Source organism: Priestia sp. SIMBA_032, from assembly GCF_046535215.1.
In the GTDB taxonomy this organism is placed as follows: Bacteria; Bacillota; Bacilli; order Bacillales; family Bacillaceae_H; genus Priestia; species Priestia aryabhattai.
Map to the genome: position 1 here is coordinate 60,432 of NZ_JAWRXD010000006.1, position 17,849 is coordinate 78,280.

Sequence of the window (17,849 nt, forward strand, 5' to 3'; positions counted from 1 at the left end):
CGGGAAAAAGAGGAGGAAACAATAGTGGGGAAAACAGTTATTGTGAGTGCAGTTCGAACACCTTTTGGGAAATTAGGTGGCAGCGTAAGCGGACTAAAAGCGGCAGAACTAGGCGGGGCAGCGATTCAAGCAGCATCAAAGGGACGTACAGAAATTGATTCCGTTATTATGGGGTGCGTGCTGCAAGGGGGCCAAGGACAGCTGCCTTCTAGGCAAGCCATGCATTATGCAGGTTTACCGTGGCAAGTAGAGACCGAAACCATTAATAAAGTTTGTGCATCGGGCATGCGCAGTATTACAACTGCTGATCAGCTGATTCGATTAGGAGAAGCAAAAACAATCATTGCAGGTGGAATGGAATCGATGAGTAACGCACCGTATCTTCTTCCAAAAGCAAGGTGGGGATTCCGTATGGGAGATAGTGTGGTGACGGATCTAATGGTTCATGACGGTTTGACATGCAGCTTTACAGGGGTTCAAATGGGTACGTATGGAAATGAAATAGCTTCTGAAATGAATATTTCCCGAGAAAAGCAGGATGAATGGGCGCTTCGCAGTCATCAGTTAGCGGTAGAGTCAGAAGAGAAAGGGAGATGGGATGCAGAAAGAATCTCAGTTGATATTCCGTCTAAAAAAGGAACGATAACGGTTCAAAAAGATGAAGGACCAAGAAAAGATACGTCGTTAGAAAAACTCTCGTCTCTTCGGCCTGTATTTGGCCATAGTGGAACTATTACAGCAGGAAATGCACCTAGCGTGAATGACGGAGCAGCTGCGCTCATGCTAATGGATGAAGATGTGGCAAAAGTAAATGGCTATGAGCCGTTGGCTACGATTGTAAACCATACTTCTCTTGCGATGGAGCCAAGGGAATTTCCGAAAACGCCTGGGTTTGCTATTAACAAGCTACTGCAAAAAACAAATAAGACAGTAGACGATATTGCGCTGTTTGAAATCAATGAAGCTTTTTCAGCAGTAGCGTTAATGAGTATGGAGATTGCAGGGCTTCCGGCTGAAAAAGTAAATGTGAACGGCGGGGCAGTGGCACTTGGACATCCGATTGGAGCAAGCGGCGCCCGTATTGTTGTAACGCTCATTCATGAATTAAGACGACGAGGCGGCGGACTAGGCATTGCTTCTATTTGCAGCGGCGGCGGCCAAGGTGATGCCATCATGGTAGAAGTGTAAAAGGGGGATATCAACTTGAATATTGAAACAGTTATGGTTATTGGAGCAGGTCAGATGGGAGCAGGCATTGCGCAAGTATTTGCTGCGAGCGGATATCAAGTTTCTTTGTATGACGTTGATCAAAGAAATACACAAAAAGGAATAGAAGGTATTGATAAACGCCTGAAAAAGCAGGTGGGAAAAGGTTCTCTCTCAGCTGAGGAATATGAAGGAATTATGGAGCGTCTTCACTTGGCAAATGAAATAACAGCAGCACAAAAAGCAGATTTAATCGTCGAAGCGGTTGTGGAAAAGATGGAAGTCAAACAAGCTATTTTTGCGGAGTTGGATTCGTTAGCTCCAAGTCATACTATTTTAGCAACCAACACGTCTTCACTTCCTATTACTGAAATTGCAGCTGTAACGACTCGACCTGAAAAAGTAATTGGCATGCACTTTATGAATCCTGTTCCCGTGATGAAGCTCGTTGAAATTATTAGAGGGCTGGCTACTGCTGATGAAGTGTATCAAGCAGTCTATGAAACAACAAAAAAATTAACTAAAACCCCGGTGGAAGTTCATGATTTTCCAGGGTTTGTTTCAAATCGAATTTTAATGCCAATGATTAACGAAGCTGTGTTTACGCTCTATGAAGGTGTAGCAAACGAAGAGGATATCGATCAAGTGATGAAACTAGGAATGAACCATCCAATGGGGCCTTTGACATTAGCAGATTTCATCGGGCTCGATACATGTTTGTTTATTATGGAAACGCTTCATAAAGGGTTTGGTGATGACAAATATCGTCCTTGTCCATTGCTTAGGAAATATGTAAAGGCAGGGTGGCTTGGTCGAAAAACAGGAAAAGGATTTTTTACGTACGAAACATAAAGGAGTGGCGAAATGATCTTTTTTACGTCTGAACAACACATGATTAAGAAGATGGTAGCTGATTTTAGTGAAAAAGAAGTCACTGCGGCTGTACCAAACATGGAAAAGGGCGAATTCCCTCGAGGTTTATTAAAGCAGATGGCTGATCTTGGCCTGATGGGCATTCCCGTTCCTCAAACATACGGAGGGGGCGGACTGGACTTTGTGTCGTACATGATTGCCATCCACGAAATATCAAAAGTAAGTCCAGCTCTCGGTGTCATTTTGTCTGTTCACACTTCTGTAGGTACGAATCCTATTGTCGTATTTGGGACGGAAGATCAAAAACAAAAATATGTGAAAAAACTGGCGACAGGTGAATATTTAGGTGCTTTTTGTTTAACAGAACCTAGTGCAGGGTCTGATGCCGCAAGCTTAAAAACAAAAGCAGAACGAAAAGGAGACCACTATCTTTTAAATGGATCAAAGCTTTTCATTACAAACGGCGGAGAAGCGGATACGTATATTGTATTTGCTAAAACGGATTCCGAACGCGGGTCGAGAGGGATGAGCGCTTTTATCGTTGAAAAGACGATGGAGGGATTTTCAGTAGGAAAAGATGAACATAAGATGGGTCTTCACGGTTCTCGAACGGTTCAACTGCACTTTGAAAATATGCAGGTGCCTGTAGAAAATCGTCTCGGAGAAGAAGGTGAAGGATTTCGAATTGCTATGGCTAATTTAAATGCCGGAAGAATTGGTATTGCTGCTCAGGCGGTAGGAATTGCTGAAGGTGCGTTAACGGCAGCCAAAAACTATGCAAATGAACGATATCAATTTGGAAAACCGATTTTATCTCAGCAGGGAATTGCCTTTAAGCTGGCTGATATGGAAACGGCTGTTGAATCAGCGAAGCTTTTAATGTACAGAGCCGCTTTTTTATATGATCAAAAACTTCCTTGCAAAAAAGAGGCCTCAATGGCGAAATTATTTGCTTCCCAAACGGCTATGAATGTAGCCATCGATGCGATTCAAGTCTTGGGAGGCTATGGTTATATGAAAGATTATCCAGTAGAGAGGTATTTTCGTGACGCCAAAGTGTGCGAAATTTACGAAGGTACAAGCGAAATTCAGCGCATCGTCATTAGCAGTCAACTATAGGGGGAATAATCATGTTTTTTAAACTTTCAGAAGAACACGAAATGATTCGAAAAATGGTGCGGGACTTTGCCAAAAACGAAGTGGCTCCGACAGCTGCACAACGAGATGAAGAAGAGCGTTTTGACAGAGGAATCTTTACGCAAATGGCTGATCTAGGATTAACAGGTATTCCATGGCCGGAGCAATACGGAGGAATTGGCAGTGACTATCTAGCTTATTGCATTGCCGTTGAAGAACTGTCTAGAGTATGTGCATCAACAGGCGTTACGTTGTCGGCTCATACTTCTCTTGCCGGCTGGCCAATCTATACATTCGGAACAGAAGAACAAAAACAAAAATACCTGAAACCTATGGCAACTGGTGAGAAAATAGGTGCTTATGGGTTAACCGAACCGAGTGCTGGATCAGACGCAGGAGGAATGAGAACGCTCGCTGTAAAGGACGGAGAAGATTATATTTTAAATGGTTCTAAAATCTTTATTACAAACGGCGGCGAAGCGGATATTTACGTCGTATTTGCTCGTATCGATCCTAATGAAAAACGCACGAGCGCTTTTATTATTGAAAAAGATATGCCGGGATTTTCAGTTGGTAAAAAAGAAAAGAAACTGGGCATTCGCTCTTCACCTACCACAGAAATTATTTTCGAGGACTGCCGTGTTCCAAAAGAAAATTTGCTGGGAAATGAAGGAGAAGGATTTAAAGTAGCGATGATGACGCTAGATGGCGGCCGAAATGGCATAGCGGCGCAGGCGGTAGGAATTGCTCAAGGAGCGTTAGATGCCGCGGTGGCTTATGCAAAGGAACGTCAGCAATTTGGTAAGCCAATTATTTCTCAGCAAGGAATTGCTTTTAAGCTAGCCGACATGGCCACGAGTATAGAAGCTGCAAGACTGTTAACCTATCAAGCTGCTTGGCTGGAGTCACAAGGGCTGCCATATGGCAAAGAATCAGCCATGTCAAAATTATATGCCGGGGATACAGCCATGAAAGTAACGACAGAAGCTGTTCAAGTATTTGGAGGGTACGGTTATACAAAGGATTATCCAGTAGAACGTTTTATGAGAGATGCAAAAATTACGCAAATTTATGAAGGTACACAAGAAATTCAGCGTCTCGTTATTTCTAGGTATCTTGCTAAATAAAACACTTGTTGTAGGAGAGGTGAAAAAATGAAAAAGAGAGAAGTTCTCACATCCATTAAAGATGAAAAGCTGATTGTAGAGCGTCGTAATCAAATGATTAAAGGGGCCGTCACGCTATTTAAGGAAAAAGGTTTTCACCGAACAACAACAAGGGAAATTGCCAAAGCCGCTGGGTTCAGTATCGGTACACTTTACGAATATATTCAATCTAAAGAAGATGTTTTATATCTTGTATGTGACAACATTTATGATGAAGTGAGAGAGCGATTAGAAGAGATGGTAGTGGATCGTTATACAATCGCTGAGCTTCAACAAGCGATTCAGCACTATTTTAAAGTTGTGGATGAGCTTCAAGATGAAGTATTAGTCATGTACCAAGAAGCGAAATCGCTGTCTAAAGATGCGCTTCCATATGTATTAAAAAAAGAGCTGGATATGGTTGAAATGTTTAAGGTTATTATCGAAGGCTGCGTAGAAAACAACCAGTTTGCACTTACGGATAAAGAAGTTTCGCTGTTTGCTCATCATTTATTTGTTCAAGGTCAGATGTGGGCATTTCGCAGATGGTGGCTGCAAAAGCATTATTCACTAGAAGAATATACAAATATGCAGTTAGATTTTTTACTTAAAAATTTTTCATTTCAACAATTGTGTGAGGGGGAGACAGTTTGAATACAAGCAAAAGACCGCTTCGTTTTTTAACCGCTTCTAGCCTGTTTGACGGCCACGACGCGTCCATTAATATCATGAGACGAATTCTTCAAGCCAAGGGGGTAGAAGTTATTCACCTGGGACATAACCGATCTGTCGAAGAAATTGTTAACGCTTCCATACAAGAGGATGTTCAAGGGATTGCCATTTCTTCTTATCAAGGCGGCCATGTAGAATATTTTAAGTATATGTACGATTTACTCCACGAACAACAGGCTTCTCATATTAAAATTTATGGCGGAGGAGGAGGGGTAATTATTCCAAGTGAGATTCAAGAGCTTCATGATTACGGCATTTCTAAAATCTTTTCTCCGGAAGATGGACGAAAAATGGGGTTAGAAGGCATGATTCAATTCATGATCGATGATTGTTATTACACAAATCCCCCAGCATTGCCGAAGGATCGAACCTTAACGCCGGCTAATGACCGTTTAATTGCCCAGCTTATTACATGCGCTGAAAATGAGGCCTATGAATACACAAAAGAGCATGCAGCCGCTCTTGAAGAAATCCGAGAAAGTGTAATCGAAAGCGAGACAGGTCAAAAAATACCGGTTATTGGAATCACAGGAACAGGAGGAGCGGGGAAAAGTTCGCTTACGGATGAATTAGTAAGAAGGTTTATTGAACATATTCCAGATATTCATGTAGCTGTTTTATCCGTCGATCCAACTAAACAAAAAACTGGAGGAGCGCTTCTTGGGGATCGAATTCGCATGAACATTGCAGCGTCTCCTCGTGTGTATATGAGAAGTCTGGCTACGCGTTCATCTGGCCATGAGCTATCGGCGGCCATTCGAGATGGAATTGCCGTCGTGAAAAAAGCGGGTTTCGACATTATTATTGTCGAAACAAGCGGCATCGGGCAAGCTGATGCTCAAGTTAAAGATATTGCAAACGTCTCTCTTTATGTAATGACAAGCGAATTTGGCGCGCCGTCGCAGTTAGAAAAGATTGAAATGATTGATTACGCAGACTTTATTGTAATCAATAAATTTGAAAAAAAAGGTTCCGAAGACGCAAAAAAACAAGTGCAGCGTCAATATCAGCGTAATCATCAGCTGTTTGAAAATAATCTCTCTACTATGCCAATTTACGGAACAATTGCGAGTCAGTTCAACGACGGGGGAACAAATATTTTATTTGAAGATCTTGTAAAACATATGCAGCAAACATGCCGTACGTCTTGGCACGTAGAAAAATCATCAGAGCGCGTAAGTGAAAAGAAATATACCATCATTCCTAATGATCAACAGCAATATTTACAGGAGATTGTAAACAGCGTTCGCTCTTATCACCGCGATACGGATGTTCAAGTGCAAACGGCGCGTAAATTTTATCAGCTAGAGGGTGCTCTGGAAGAAGTGGAAACAGAAACGGCCAAGCAAGAGCTCACTCAGCTAAAGGAGAAATACCAAAAACAGCTAACGGCTGAATCCGTTGAAAAGCTGGAAAACTGGCCTAAATTAAAAAGTCAGTATCGGCAAGAAGAACTTATTACAAAAATAAGAAATAAAGAAATTAAAACCTCTTTGCAAGTTGATACGCTATCAGGACTGCGTATTCCGCGCGTGGCCCTTCCAAAGATTGAAGAATACGGGGAAGTACTTCGGTTTCTTTATAAAGAAAATGTGCCAGGCGCATTTCCTTATACAGCAGGCGTTTTTCCGTTCAAACGAAAAGGAGAAGATCCTAAGCGTCAATTCGCAGGCGAAGGGACACCGGAACGAACCAATCGCCGCTTTCACTATTTGTCAAAAGATGACGAGGCTAAGCGTTTAAGTACAGCATTTGATTCTGTAACGCTTTATGGAGAAAATCCCGATCCAAGGCCGGATATCTTCGGGAAAATTGGCGAAAGCGGCGTAAATGTCTGTACGCTTGATGATATGAAACTCTTGTATAAGGGATTTGACCTTTGCCACCCTTCGACTTCCGTTTCGATGACGATTAATGGCCCGGCTCCGATATTATTAGCTATGTTTATGAATACAGCTATCAGTCAGCAGGTGGAAAAGAAGGAAGAGGAGCTGAAGCGTCCTTTAACAGAAGAGGAATACAAGGAAGTAAAATCGGGTACGTTGAAACAAGTGAGAGGAACCGTTCAAGCGGATATTTTAAAAGAAGATCAAGGACAAAATACGTGTATTTTTTCCACAGAATTTGCATTAAAAATGATGGGAGATATTCAGCAGTACTTTATTGATGAGAAAGTGCGCAACTATTATTCTGTGTCTATTTCAGGCTATCATATTGCTGAAGCAGGCGCGAATCCAATTTCTCAGCTCGCGTTTACATTAGCCAACGGTTTTACGTACGTGGAATATTACTTGAGCCGAGGTATGCATATTGATGATTTTGCTCCTAATTTATCTTTTTTCTTTAGTAATGGACTTGATCCTGAATACACGGTTATTGGACGTGTAGCGAGAAGAATCTGGGCAATTGTGATGCGTGATAAATACGGCGCGAATGAACGCAGTCAAAAGCTTAAGTATCATATTCAAACATCCGGCCGCTCGCTTCATGCACAGGAAATTAATTTTAATGATATACGTACGACGCTGCAAGCCTTAATGGCTCTTCATGACAACTGCAACTCCCTTCATACCAATGCGTATGATGAAGCAATTACAACACCGACAGAGGAATCTGTACGAAGAGCGATGGCCATTCAACTAATCATTACAAAAGAGCATGGATTAACTAAAAACGAAAATCCACTACAGGGCTCTTTTATTATTGATGAACTAACAGACTTGGTAGAAGAAGCGGTATTGGCTGAGTTCCAACGCTTAAATGATCGAGGCGGCGTTTTAGGTGCGATGGAAATGCAGTATCAGCGAGGTAAGATTCAAGATGAATCGATGGAATACGAGATGCAAAAACATACGGGAGCTTTACCTATTATAGGAGTAAATACGTATATTAATCCAAATGAAGAGGAAAGTTCCTCAGTTGATGACATGCAATTAGCCCGCGCATCAAAAGAAGAAAAAAATCACCAAATTAATCAGCTTCAGAAGTTTCAACAGCGGCATGAAGAAAAAAGAGAAGATGCGCTGAAAAGGTTAAAGAAAGCTGCAACAGAAGGAGAGAACATTTTCAAAGAGTTAATGGAGACCGTTAAAGTAGCCAGCTTAGGAGAAATTACGCGAGCTTTATATGAATGCGGTGGGCAATATCGTCGAAATATGTAATAATGTATCGTTAGTATATAGTGATATATTAAAAGCCGAGATGACCGTTTGTTGGTCGTCTCGGCTTTTATAGACCTAACCCTAGCGAAGTCAGAATAACTGATGGTGAATTCCTTTTGATCAAAGGATGCTGTTGGTGTATTAAGTAGAATGTATTATAGTGATAAAATGTCTATTTTTTCGTTGTTTTATGCGAAATTCTCGAGAATTTTAGAAACGAGGCTAGCATAAATGTATTGAATTTGTTTATAATGAATGGTATGTATTTATTCGTTTCCATCATTTACACATATGATGAATTGATTTAATAGATTTTCGATATACATAGCCATAGAAAGGATGTGCCAGATTTGAGTTTAGCACAGTACTCAAAAACGGATTTAAAAGAAATGTCGATGATTGAGATTGCTTATGCGCTTCTAGAAGAAAAAACAGATCGTCAAGCAATGTCATTCCAAGAAATTATTGCTGAAATTAAAGCAGCAGCTGAAATGTCAGATCAAGAATTAAAAACGAGATTAGCTCAGTTTTATACAGATATTAATATTGATGGTCGCTTTTTAACAGTAGGGGACAACCATTGGGGTCTTCGTGGATGGTATCCTTTTGACCAAGCTGAAGAAGAAGTTATTCCGGTTGCAAAACCTAAAAAGAAAAAAGCGAAAAAAGCTGTTGTTGAAGAAGTTGAAGATTTTGATGATCTAGAAGAAGATTTGGATTATGAAGATGTTGATGATCTAGACGAAGAAGAAGATTTTGAGGACATTGACGAGCTAGAAGAAGATGAAGATGATCTTGCAGAAGACGACTTTGACGATTTAGAAGATGATCTAGACGATGATGAAGAAGACGAAGAAGAAGATTATGAGGGCGAAAAAGAAAAATAATCCTTCTTGACTTTTTCAAGCGAAGTAGGTAGAATCTTTTTTGGGCTCTTTAAACAAGCATTTAAAAAGTTTTTATTTAAAATAGACTATTGCTCCCAATCCAGTTTTGGTATTGGGAGCAATTTTTTTATTTTATTTATCAATGTTTTACACCCCGATATGTTCTTATAAATCCTTGATAGAAACTTTCTTTTGGTTCTTGAACGTTTCACATTCAAAAGGTTTCTTATAATTTCGCATGCACAATGAATGAATTGTGATTGTTTATGTGAAAACTTTTAATATTGTACAGTTCAAATTATTTAGAGGGGGAAGTATAGATGACAAAGTATATTTTCGTAACAGGTGGTGTTGTATCATCTCTAGGAAAAGGGATTACAGCAGCTTCTTTAGGCCGTTTATTAAAAAACCGTGGGTTGAACGTAACGATTCAAAAGTTTGATCCATACATTAACGTAGACCCAGGAACAATGAGTCCATACCAACACGGTGAGGTATTCGTAACGGATGACGGCGCGGAAACAGACTTAGACTTAGGTCACTATGAGCGTTTTATCGATATCAACTTAAATCGCTACAGCAATGTAACAACAGGTAAAGTATATTCAACAGTATTGAAAAAAGAGCGTCGCGGTGATTATTTAGGCGGAACAGTTCAGGTTATTCCGCACATCACAAATGAAATTAAAGAACGCGTTTTCCGTGCAGGCAAAGAAACAAACGCAGATGTTGTTATTACTGAAATCGGCGGAACGGTAGGAGATATTGAATCACTTCCTTTCCTAGAGGCTATTCGTCAAATCAAAAGCGATATTGGCCGTGACAACGTTATGTATATTCACTGTACACTTGTGCCATATTTAAAAGCGGCTGGTGAAATGAAAACAAAACCAACACAGCATAGTGTAAAAGAATTACGTAGCTTAGGTATTCAGCCAAACGTGATCGTTGTTCGTACAGAAATGCCAATTTCTGAAGATATGAAAGATAAGCTAGCTTTATTCTGCGACATTGATCCAAAAGCAGTTATTGAGTGTGCAGATGCTGAAACATTATATGAAATTCCACTATCTCTACAAGAGCAGCACTTAGATCAAATCACATGCGATCACTTGAAATTAGATTGCCAAGAAGCAGAAATGACTGAGTGGAAAGCACTTGTTGAGAAAGTAAAAGGACTTTCAAACACAACAAAAATTGCATTGGTTGGTAAGTATGTAGAGCTTCAAGATGCTTATATTTCTGTTGTAGAAGCAATGAAACATGCTGGATATGCATTCGATGCAGATGTAAATATCAAGTGGGTAAACTCTGAATTTGTAACAAAAGAAAATGTTCAAGATTTACTTGGTGATGTAGATGGTATCTTAGTTCCAGGTGGATTTGGTGATCGTGGAATCGAAGGTAAAATTGTGGCAACACAATATGCACGTGAGCAAAAAGTTCCATTCTTAGGTATTTGTTTAGGTATGCAGCTGGCATCAGTTGAGTTTGCACGTAATGTATTAGGATTAGAAGGCGCACATTCAGCAGAAATTGCACCTGAAACAAATTATCCAATTATCGACTTATTACCAGAACAAAAAGACGTAGAAGACTTAGGCGGTACATTACGCTTAGGATTATATCCATGTAAGTTGTCTGAAGATACGCTTGCATATGAAGCATATCAAGATGAAGTGGTGTATGAGCGTCATCGTCACCGTTATGAATTTAACAACGAATACCGTCAACAGATGGAAGAGAAAGGCTTTATCTTCTCTGGTACAAGCCCTGATGGCCGTTTAATTGAAATTGTAGAGCTTAAAGACCACCCATGGTTCTTGGCTTCACAATTCCACCCAGAATTCACGTCTCGTCCAACAAGACCGCAACCATTGTTCAAAGAATTTATTCGCGCATCAATGGTGTCAAGCCAAAACAAATAAGTGAAATAAAAACACGCTGTCTTTAGACAGCGTGTTTTTTATTCATATTCTTCTACGATTTCTTTTAATGTGAAAATTAAACCGTAGTACGCATATAAAGCGACCATCATTGCTGGAAAACCAAATCTTGAGCCGTCTTCTCCAGGAATAAGCGGCTTTAACAATTTTGTATCAATATGAGCATCTGCGAGTGCTGTTAAAGAAGGCTCGGCTATTTCTTTAGGGACAGCAGCAATGCTGATAAATGGAATATCTAGTTTCTTTAAACGTTCAGCTATTTCTACTGCTTTGTGATCTGTTGAAAATCGAGAAACAATCAGTACGCGATCGACGCTAGTCAGCTGGTCCAATTCATGTAAAGGCAAAGCTTTTGTCTGACTTAAAGGTTCTGCGCTGCTTAGTGCTTCAAGTGTAATAGCGTGCATTTCTTCTACACCATAAATATAAATAAATCCTTCTCCGACAGAGGCCTGCGCTAAAATACGCGCAGCATCTTCAAATTGGAATTCTTCTTGTTCTTCAATTCGTTTAAAAAAACCTGAAAGTTGAGTTGTGAAAATTTTAAGCATAGAATCTCCCTTCTATTTAAGCGGCTAAAGCCGGCTATCTACACATTATAACGAAAAAAGCTATCTGTATTCTATCTTGAAATGAGCTACAATGAAAGTAAAGTGCAATGAAGTTAGATGGACGACAAAAAAAGCTATGTTTTGTAACAATTTCTCTAATTAGCAGGGATTTTTGTTTTAAAGGCGAAATACATATGTTAGTTTTGTCTGTATAAGAGGAATATAAAAGGTGGGATTATATTGGCAGAGAAAATTTTAATTGTTGATGATCAGTATGGTATACGTATTTTATTAACGGAAGTGCTGCAAAAAGAAGGCTATACGACATTTCAAGCGGCGAACGGTTTCCAGGCGATTGATATTACAAAAGAGCAAGCACCGGATCTTGTCTTATTAGATATGAAAATTCCAGGAATGGATGGAATCGAAATTTTAAAAAGGTTAAAGCAGCACGACGAAACGATTAAAGTTATCATTATGACCGCTTATGGTGAATTGGATATGATTCAAGAAGCAAAAGATTTAGGAGCATTAACTCACTTTGCAAAACCGTTTGATATTGATGAAATCCGCAAAGTTGTTAGGGAATATATACCAGTAAAGTCGAATTAAGGTTTTGGTAGGGTTTTCATCCTAACAAATTTTGAATATCAGCCTAAAAATGTTGCTGTTTTCATTGTTAGTTGGTATCCTAATTACTGTATTCATAATTCGACAATCTATTATGTAAAGATGCGCGTTGTTTCTACATGAAACACTCAATTCAAGAGCATACTATTTGAGTGTGCCTTTTGGTTAGCATCTAAATCTAAGGTTGATTTTAAGGAGGATTTCGATATGCCTTTAGTATCAATGAAAGAAATGCTTATTACAGCAAAAGAACAAGGCTATGCAGTAGGTCAATTTAACTTAAATAACTTAGAGTTTACTCAAGCTATTCTTCAAGCAGCAAAAGAAGAAAACTCTCCAGTTATTCTTGGTGTATCTGAAGGTGCAGCACGCTACATGGGCGGTTTCAAAACTGTTGTAGCAATGGTTGAAGCTCTAATCGAAGATTACGACGTTCAAGTACCAGTTGCAATTCACTTAGACCACGGTTCAAGCTTTGAATCATGTGCAAAAGCAATCCACGCTGGATTCACTTCTGTAATGATCGATGCTTCTCACCACCCATTTGAAGAAAACATTGCAATTACTTCTAAAGTAGTTGAACTAGCTCACTTCCACGGAGTATCTGTAGAAGCAGAACTAGGAACTGTTGGTGGACAAGAAGACGACGTTATTGCTGAGGGCGTTATCTATGCAGATGCTAACGAGTGTGAAGAACTTGTTAACCGTACAGGTATCGATTGCTTAGCTCCAGCATTAGGATCAGTTCACGGACCATACAAAGGTGAACCAAACCTAGGTTTTGCTGAAATGAAAGAAATCGGAGATCGTACAGGCTTACCATTAGTTCTACACGGTGGAACTGGTATTCCAACAAAAGATATCCAAAAATCAGTTTCTTTAGGTACTGCTAAAATCAACGTAAACACTGAAAACCAAATTGCTTCAGCTAAAGCTGTTCGTGAAGTATTAGCTGCGCAACCTGAACAATATGATCCACGTAAATACTTAGGACCTGCTCGCGAAGCAATCAAAGAAACGGTTCAAGGTAAAATGCGTGAATTCGGTTCTTCTAACAAAGCATAATTTGACATCTTCGGATGGCCTGTTTGCAGTTAGTTGAGTCTGAAAAATAAAACCGTCTTATTTTTATTGTAAGGCGGTTTTATTTTTATTATAATTTTCTTATCATTCTGAATACATAACACGGGGGGATGGCATTCATGAAGTTTTTTATTGATACAGCTAATTTAGACGAAATTAAGGAAGCGCATTCATTAGGTTTGTTAGCGGGAGTTACAACAAATCCTAGTTTAGTAGCTAAAGAGAACATCACGTTTGAAGATCGTCTTCGTGAAATTACAGAGTTCGTTGGAGGGTCTGTAAGTGCAGAAGTAATTGCGCTTGATGCAGAAGGCATGATTCGCGAAGGGAAAGAGCTTGCTGCGATTGCGCCGAATATTACAATCAAGGTACCGATGACTCCAGATGGCTTAAAAGCAGTAAAAGAATTTACTAGTTTAGGTATTAAGACAAACGTTACGCTTATTTTCTCAGCTAACCAAGCGTTAATGGCAGCAAGAGCAGGTGCTACTTACGTATCGCCTTTCTTGGGAAGGTTAGACGATATTGGTTTTAATGGCCTCGATTTAATCTCAGATATTGCAGATATTTTTGCGATTCATGACATTCCATCAGAAATCATTGCAGCATCTATTCGTCATCCGATGCACGTAACAGAAGCTGCAAAAAATGGAGCACATATTGCGACAATTCCTTACAAAGTTTTAATGCAATTGTTCAAACATCCGTTAACAAATGCAGGAATTGACCAATTTTTAGCAGATTGGGAAAAACGAAATGTCTAAACATGTATAAAATTGTGTGGCATTTACCATCCTGACAGGTGAATGCCATATTTTTCTTTTATCTTGTCGAAACTATACATGATTTTTTCATTTTCGTGTACACTAGTAGGTAATAGGAAAAATAACCATTCTTTTAGGTATTCTTTGTACCAAAATTTTCCTCAATTACTAGGTGAGAAACTTTCTTTCACTAGAAGGGAGCTATAAATGGAAAAGTTAAAAATACAAGGTGGCTTTACCTTAAGTGGATCCGTCCGCGTCAGTGGTGCTAAAAATAGTGCCGTTGCGCTTATTCCAGCAACAATTTTAGCCGAGTCACCTGTCACAATTGAAGGTCTGCCTGATATTTCAGACGTGCAGTTATTAGGGGATTTAGTTGAAGAAATTGGTGGGAAAGTAACCATTGATAACGACGAATTAACAGTAGATCCATCCGGAATGGTTGCAATGCCTTTACCGAACGGAAAAGTAAAAAAATTACGCGCTTCTTATTATTTGATGGGGGCGATGTTGGGACGCTTTAAAAAAGCGGTAGTTGGTCTTCCAGGAGGCTGTTACCTTGGTCCAAGACCAATCGATCAGCATATTAAAGGCTTTGAAGCTCTTGGTGCGAAAGTAACAAATGAGCAAGGAGCTATTTACATTCGAGCTGAGGAACTGATTGGCGCTCGAATTTATTTAGACGTTGTGAGCGTAGGAGCAACAATCAATATCATGCTAGCTGCTGTGAGAGCAAAAGGGCGTACCGTTATCGAGAATGCTGCGAAAGAGCCTGAAATTATCGATGTAGCTACGTTACTGACAAGTATGGGTGCCCGTATTAAAGGTGCAGGGACGGACGTTATTCGAATTGATGGAGTAGATCAATTAAAAGGATGCCGTCATTCCATCATTCCAGACCGAATTGAAGCAGGCACGTATATGATTATGGGAGCGAGTATGGGAAAAGAAGTTGTTGTTGACAACGTTATCCCTCAGCACCTAGAGTCATTAACGGCTAAAATGCGTGAAATGGGTATTCATATCGAAACAAGCTCAGATCAGATTCTTGTAGCGACTCGTCAGCTGCTGAAGCCTGTAGATATTAAAACGTTAGTATATCCAGGTTTTCCAACTGATTTACAGCAGCCATTTACGACGCTTCTAACAAGAGCATCAGGTACAAGCGTTGTGACAGATACAATTTACGGTGCAAGGTTTAAGCATATTGACGAGCTGAGACGAATGAATGCATCTGTTAAGGTAGAAGGACGTTCAGCTATTATTAATGGTCCTATTCACTTACAAGGTGCCCGTGTGAAAGCATCAGACTTACGAGCAGGCGCAGCCCTTGTAACCGCTGGCTTAATGGCTAAAGGGATTACAGAAGTAACGGGTTTAGAGCACATTGACCGAGGTTACAGCCATTTAGTAGACAAGCTATCGGATTTAGGGGCAATGATTTGGCGTGAAGAGATGACTCAAGAAGAAATTGAACAATTTCAAAATTCATAGAGACAAATTGCACAACAGTCATGAAAGCAAATTCTAGAAATAAGCCGTTTAATAAGCTACACAGGTGTAGGAACGTTCTTCTATGTCTGTGTAGCTTATATATTTATGAATAGGGTAAATAGATAAAAAGGAAAGCTAAAAGATAAATTTCACTTCTTACTTTAACGTCCAGTTTATTTCCTTTAATGTGAAATTATGAAAAGGTTTTCCTGGCTTCTCGTAAGCTATTAAATTTCCTTTTTTTTATTCATCTTCTAAAATAAAAAAAGATTGATTAAAAAGATAGAAAAAGGTTAGAATATAAATTGCTACGTTAAATTTATCAAGATAATATAAATGGTTTTATGTCGGAATTACTCTTCTAAAAGTGTATAGTTAATCAATTGATTCTACTTATTATACTTCAAAGGTTATATTCTCCATTTTCACAGATTTATTCCATCCATATCATCTCTCAATTTTATATTTGAATTTAATATGGGAGGAACGGTTAAAAATTATTCATTATAAAGCGTGGTGTCCTAATGAACTTAACATTATCCAGTTTAGAAAATATGAAATTAAAAGAGCTATATGAACATGCTCGTGAGTATAAAGTTTCGTACTATAGTAAATTAACGAAAAAAGAACTTGTCTTTGCTATTTTAAAGGCTCAAGCTGAACAAGATGGGCTTTTATTTATGGAAGGCGTTCTTGAAATTATTCAGTCAGAAGGATTCGGTTTCTTACGACCAATTAACTATTCACCGAGTTCAGAAGATATTTATATCTCAGCTTCACAAATTCGTCGCTTCGATCTGCGTAATGGAGACAAGGTATCGGGGAAAGTTCGTCCTCCAAAAGAAAATGAGCGCTACTACGGATTATTACATGTAGAAGCAGTAAATGGAGAAGATCCAGAAACGGCAAAAGATCGCGTGCATTTTCCAGCGCTAACGCCGATTTATCCAAATGAGCAAATGCTGCTGGAAACTCAGCCAAGAAGTTTCTCTACGCGTATTATTGACTTGATTTCACCAATTGGATTTGGGCAAAGGGGACTAATCGTTGCGCCGCCAAAAGCAGGTAAAACGATGCTGTTAAAAGAAATTGCCAATAGCATCACAACGAATCATCCTGATGCCGAATTGATTGTTCTTCTTATTGATGAGCGTCCTGAGGAAGTAACGGACATTGAGCGTTCGGTTGACGGTGATGTTGTAAGTTCTACATTTGACGAAGTGCCAGAAAACCATATTAAAGTAGCTGAACTTGTCCTTGAACGTGCGATGAGACTTGTCGAACATAAAAAAGATGTTGTCATTTTGATGGATAGCATTACAAGACTTGCTCGTGCTTATAACTTAGTTATTCCACCGAGCGGCCGTACACTATCAGGGGGTATTGATCCAGCTGCTTTTCATCGTCCAAAACGATTCTTTGGAGCTGCGCGTAACATTGAAGATGGAGGCAGCTTAACCATTCTAGCAACAGCTTTAATTGATACAGGCTCTCGTATGGATGATGTTATTTATGAAGAATTTAAAGGTACAGGTAACATGGAACTGCATCTAGATCGTTCACTAGCTGAAAAACGTATCTTCCCTGCGATTGACATTCGTCGTTCGGGCACACGTAAAGAAGAGCTGTTAATTCCAAAAGAGCATTTAGACCACTTATGGGCAATTCGTAAATCAATGGCAGATGCTCCTGATTTTGCAGAAAAATTCTTAAAACGTTTACGTCAAACAAAGACAAATGAAGAGTTCTTCTCGATGTTAACGGAAGAGAAAAAAACGCTTCTAGCAAATAAACGATAAGTTATAAAACATGTGGTTGCAAAAGCATACAACCCTTGTTATAATTTCATCATGTGTGTTGATAAAGTACACAGTGAAATAGTTATTATTTCATCACTATCTTTATCAATAAACTCTGTTTCAGAATGATTCAGGGCGGAAGGAGATGAAACGAATGAAAACAGGAATTCATCCAAACTATAAAACAGTTATGGTTAAATGTACTTGCGGAAACGAATTTGAAAGTGGTTCTGTAAAAGAAGAGATCCGCGTTGAGACTTGTTCTGAATGTCACCCATTCTACACTGGTCGTCAAAAATTCGCTGAAGCTGGTGGCCGTGTTGACCGCTTCAACAAAAAATACGGTCTTAAATAATCACATTGTCGAAACAAACAGGCAAGTAGCTTAACTTCTTGCCTGTTTTTTTGCTTATAAAAGTAGAAAAACAGTGTCTGCTTGAT

General features: G+C 39.4%; 15 protein-coding genes. 14 read left to right on the forward strand and 1 reads right to left on the reverse strand.

The window, feature by feature from the left end:
* Window positions 1-24: 24 nt before the first annotated feature.
* The 8 genes from SB717_RS19580 to pyrG all read left to right on the forward strand — a co-directional run bounded on the left by SB717_RS19580 (window position 25) and on the right by pyrG (window position 11,069).
* Window positions 25-1,188, forward strand: a complete 1,164-nt coding sequence (locus tag SB717_RS19580) for an acetyl-CoA C-acetyltransferase (protein ID WP_098621195.1) — start codon at window positions 25-27, stop codon at window positions 1,186-1,188.
* 15 nt (window positions 1,189-1,203) lie between these two features.
* Complete coding sequence (locus tag SB717_RS19585) at window positions 1,204-2,058, forward strand: 3-hydroxybutyryl-CoA dehydrogenase (protein ID WP_074681852.1); 855 nt, start codon at window positions 1,204-1,206, stop codon at window positions 2,056-2,058.
* Window positions 2,059-2,070: 12 nt separating this feature from the next.
* Window positions 2,071-3,198 carry an acyl-CoA dehydrogenase gene (locus SB717_RS19590; RefSeq protein ID WP_074681850.1) on the forward strand — a complete coding sequence of 376 codons (1,128 nt, stop codon included), beginning with the start codon at window positions 2,071-2,073 and terminating at the stop codon, window positions 3,196-3,198.
* 11 nt (window positions 3,199-3,209) lie between these two features.
* Window positions 3,210-4,343 (forward strand): acyl-CoA dehydrogenase, encoded by a 1,134-nt coding sequence (locus tag SB717_RS19595; protein ID WP_013059833.1) that lies wholly within the window; start codon window positions 3,210-3,212, stop codon window positions 4,341-4,343.
* A gap of 27 nt (window positions 4,344-4,370) precedes the next feature.
* Complete coding sequence (locus SB717_RS19600) at window positions 4,371-5,015, forward strand: TetR/AcrR family transcriptional regulator (protein ID WP_410904513.1); 645 nt, start codon at window positions 4,371-4,373, stop codon at window positions 5,013-5,015.
* Window positions 5,012-8,254 carry a fused isobutyryl-CoA mutase/GTPase IcmF gene (gene icmF / locus SB717_RS19605; protein WP_410904514.1) on the forward strand — a complete coding sequence of 1,081 codons (3,243 nt, stop codon included), beginning with the start codon at window positions 5,012-5,014 and terminating at the stop codon, window positions 8,252-8,254. The genes SB717_RS19600 and icmF overlap by 4 nt, the downstream gene beginning before the upstream one ends.
* Before the next feature lie 350 nt (window positions 8,255-8,604).
* Entirely contained in the window at window positions 8,605-9,141 is a 537-nt protein-coding gene (rpoE, locus tag SB717_RS19610) for a DNA-directed RNA polymerase subunit delta (protein WP_074681844.1), read from the forward strand.
* Between the two features lie 320 nt (window positions 9,142-9,461).
* The gene (pyrG, locus tag SB717_RS19615; protein ID WP_045293794.1) at window positions 9,462-11,069 is read left to right on the forward strand and encodes a CTP synthase; all 1,608 of its coding nucleotides are present in this window, start codon (window positions 9,462-9,464) and stop codon (window positions 11,067-11,069) included.
* A 38-nt stretch (window positions 11,070-11,107) separates the two neighbouring features.
* Here pyrG and SB717_RS19620 read toward each other — a convergent pair whose 3' ends face one another.
* Window positions 11,108-11,638 carry a DUF2529 family protein gene (locus SB717_RS19620; protein ID WP_410904515.1) on the reverse strand — a complete coding sequence of 177 codons (531 nt, stop codon included), beginning with the start codon at window positions 11,636-11,638 and terminating at the stop codon, window positions 11,108-11,110.
* A 237-nt stretch (window positions 11,639-11,875) separates the two neighbouring features.
* Here SB717_RS19620 and SB717_RS19625 point away from each other — a divergent pair, with 237 nt between their 5' ends.
* The 6 genes from SB717_RS19625 (at window position 11,876) to rpmE (ending at window position 17,763) form a co-directional block, all read left to right on the forward strand.
* On the forward strand, window positions 11,876-12,250 hold the full coding sequence (locus tag SB717_RS19625) for a response regulator (RefSeq protein ID WP_087944205.1): 375 nt from the start codon (window positions 11,876-11,878) through the stop codon (window positions 12,248-12,250).
* Between the two features lie 225 nt (window positions 12,251-12,475).
* A complete protein-coding gene (locus SB717_RS19630; protein WP_013059826.1) occupies window positions 12,476-13,333 on the forward strand; it encodes a class II fructose-bisphosphate aldolase in 858 nt (285 codons plus the stop codon).
* A 137-nt stretch (window positions 13,334-13,470) separates the two neighbouring features.
* A complete protein-coding gene (fsa, locus tag SB717_RS19635) occupies window positions 13,471-14,115 on the forward strand; it encodes a fructose-6-phosphate aldolase (RefSeq protein ID WP_410904516.1) in 645 nt (214 codons plus the stop codon).
* A gap of 207 nt (window positions 14,116-14,322) precedes the next feature.
* Window positions 14,323-15,609 carry a UDP-N-acetylglucosamine 1-carboxyvinyltransferase gene (locus tag SB717_RS19640; RefSeq protein WP_013059824.1) on the forward strand — a complete coding sequence of 429 codons (1,287 nt, stop codon included), beginning with the start codon at window positions 14,323-14,325 and terminating at the stop codon, window positions 15,607-15,609.
* Window positions 15,610-16,133: 524 nt separating this feature from the next.
* Window positions 16,134-17,408 carry a transcription termination factor Rho gene (gene rho / locus SB717_RS19645; RefSeq protein ID WP_074681838.1) on the forward strand — a complete coding sequence of 425 codons (1,275 nt, stop codon included), beginning with the start codon at window positions 16,134-16,136 and terminating at the stop codon, window positions 17,406-17,408.
* 154 nt (window positions 17,409-17,562) lie between these two features.
* A complete protein-coding gene (rpmE, locus tag SB717_RS19650; protein ID WP_013085477.1) occupies window positions 17,563-17,763 on the forward strand; it encodes a 50S ribosomal protein L31 in 201 nt (66 codons plus the stop codon).
* Window positions 17,764-17,849: the final 86 nt, after the last annotated feature.

Coding starts and splice junctions, on each gene's coding strand:
- SB717_RS19590 (WP_074681850.1), top strand. CDS start 2,071: ATGATCTTTTTTACGTCTGAACAACACATGATTAAGAAGATGGTAGCT.
- SB717_RS19595 (WP_013059833.1), top strand. CDS start 3,210: ATGTTTTTTAAACTTTCAGAAGAACACGAAATGATTCGAAAAATGGTG.
- SB717_RS19600 (WP_410904513.1), top strand. CDS start 4,371: ATGAAAAAGAGAGAAGTTCTCACATCCATTAAAGATGAAAAGCTGATT.
- pyrG (WP_045293794.1), top strand. CDS start 9,462: ATGACAAAGTATATTTTCGTAACAGGTGGTGTTGTATCATCTCTAGGA.
- SB717_RS19620 (WP_410904515.1), bottom strand. CDS start 11,638: ATGCTTAAAATTTTCACAACTCAACTTTCAGGTTTTTTTAAACGAATT.
- SB717_RS19630 (WP_013059826.1), top strand. CDS start 12,476: ATGCCTTTAGTATCAATGAAAGAAATGCTTATTACAGCAAAAGAACAA.
- fsa (WP_410904516.1), top strand. CDS start 13,471: ATGAAGTTTTTTATTGATACAGCTAATTTAGACGAAATTAAGGAAGCG.
- SB717_RS19640 (WP_013059824.1), top strand. CDS start 14,323: ATGGAAAAGTTAAAAATACAAGGTGGCTTTACCTTAAGTGGATCCGTC.
- rho (WP_074681838.1), top strand. CDS start 16,134: ATGAACTTAACATTATCCAGTTTAGAAAATATGAAATTAAAAGAGCTA.
- rpmE (WP_013085477.1), top strand. CDS start 17,563: ATGAAAACAGGAATTCATCCAAACTATAAAACAGTTATGGTTAAATGT.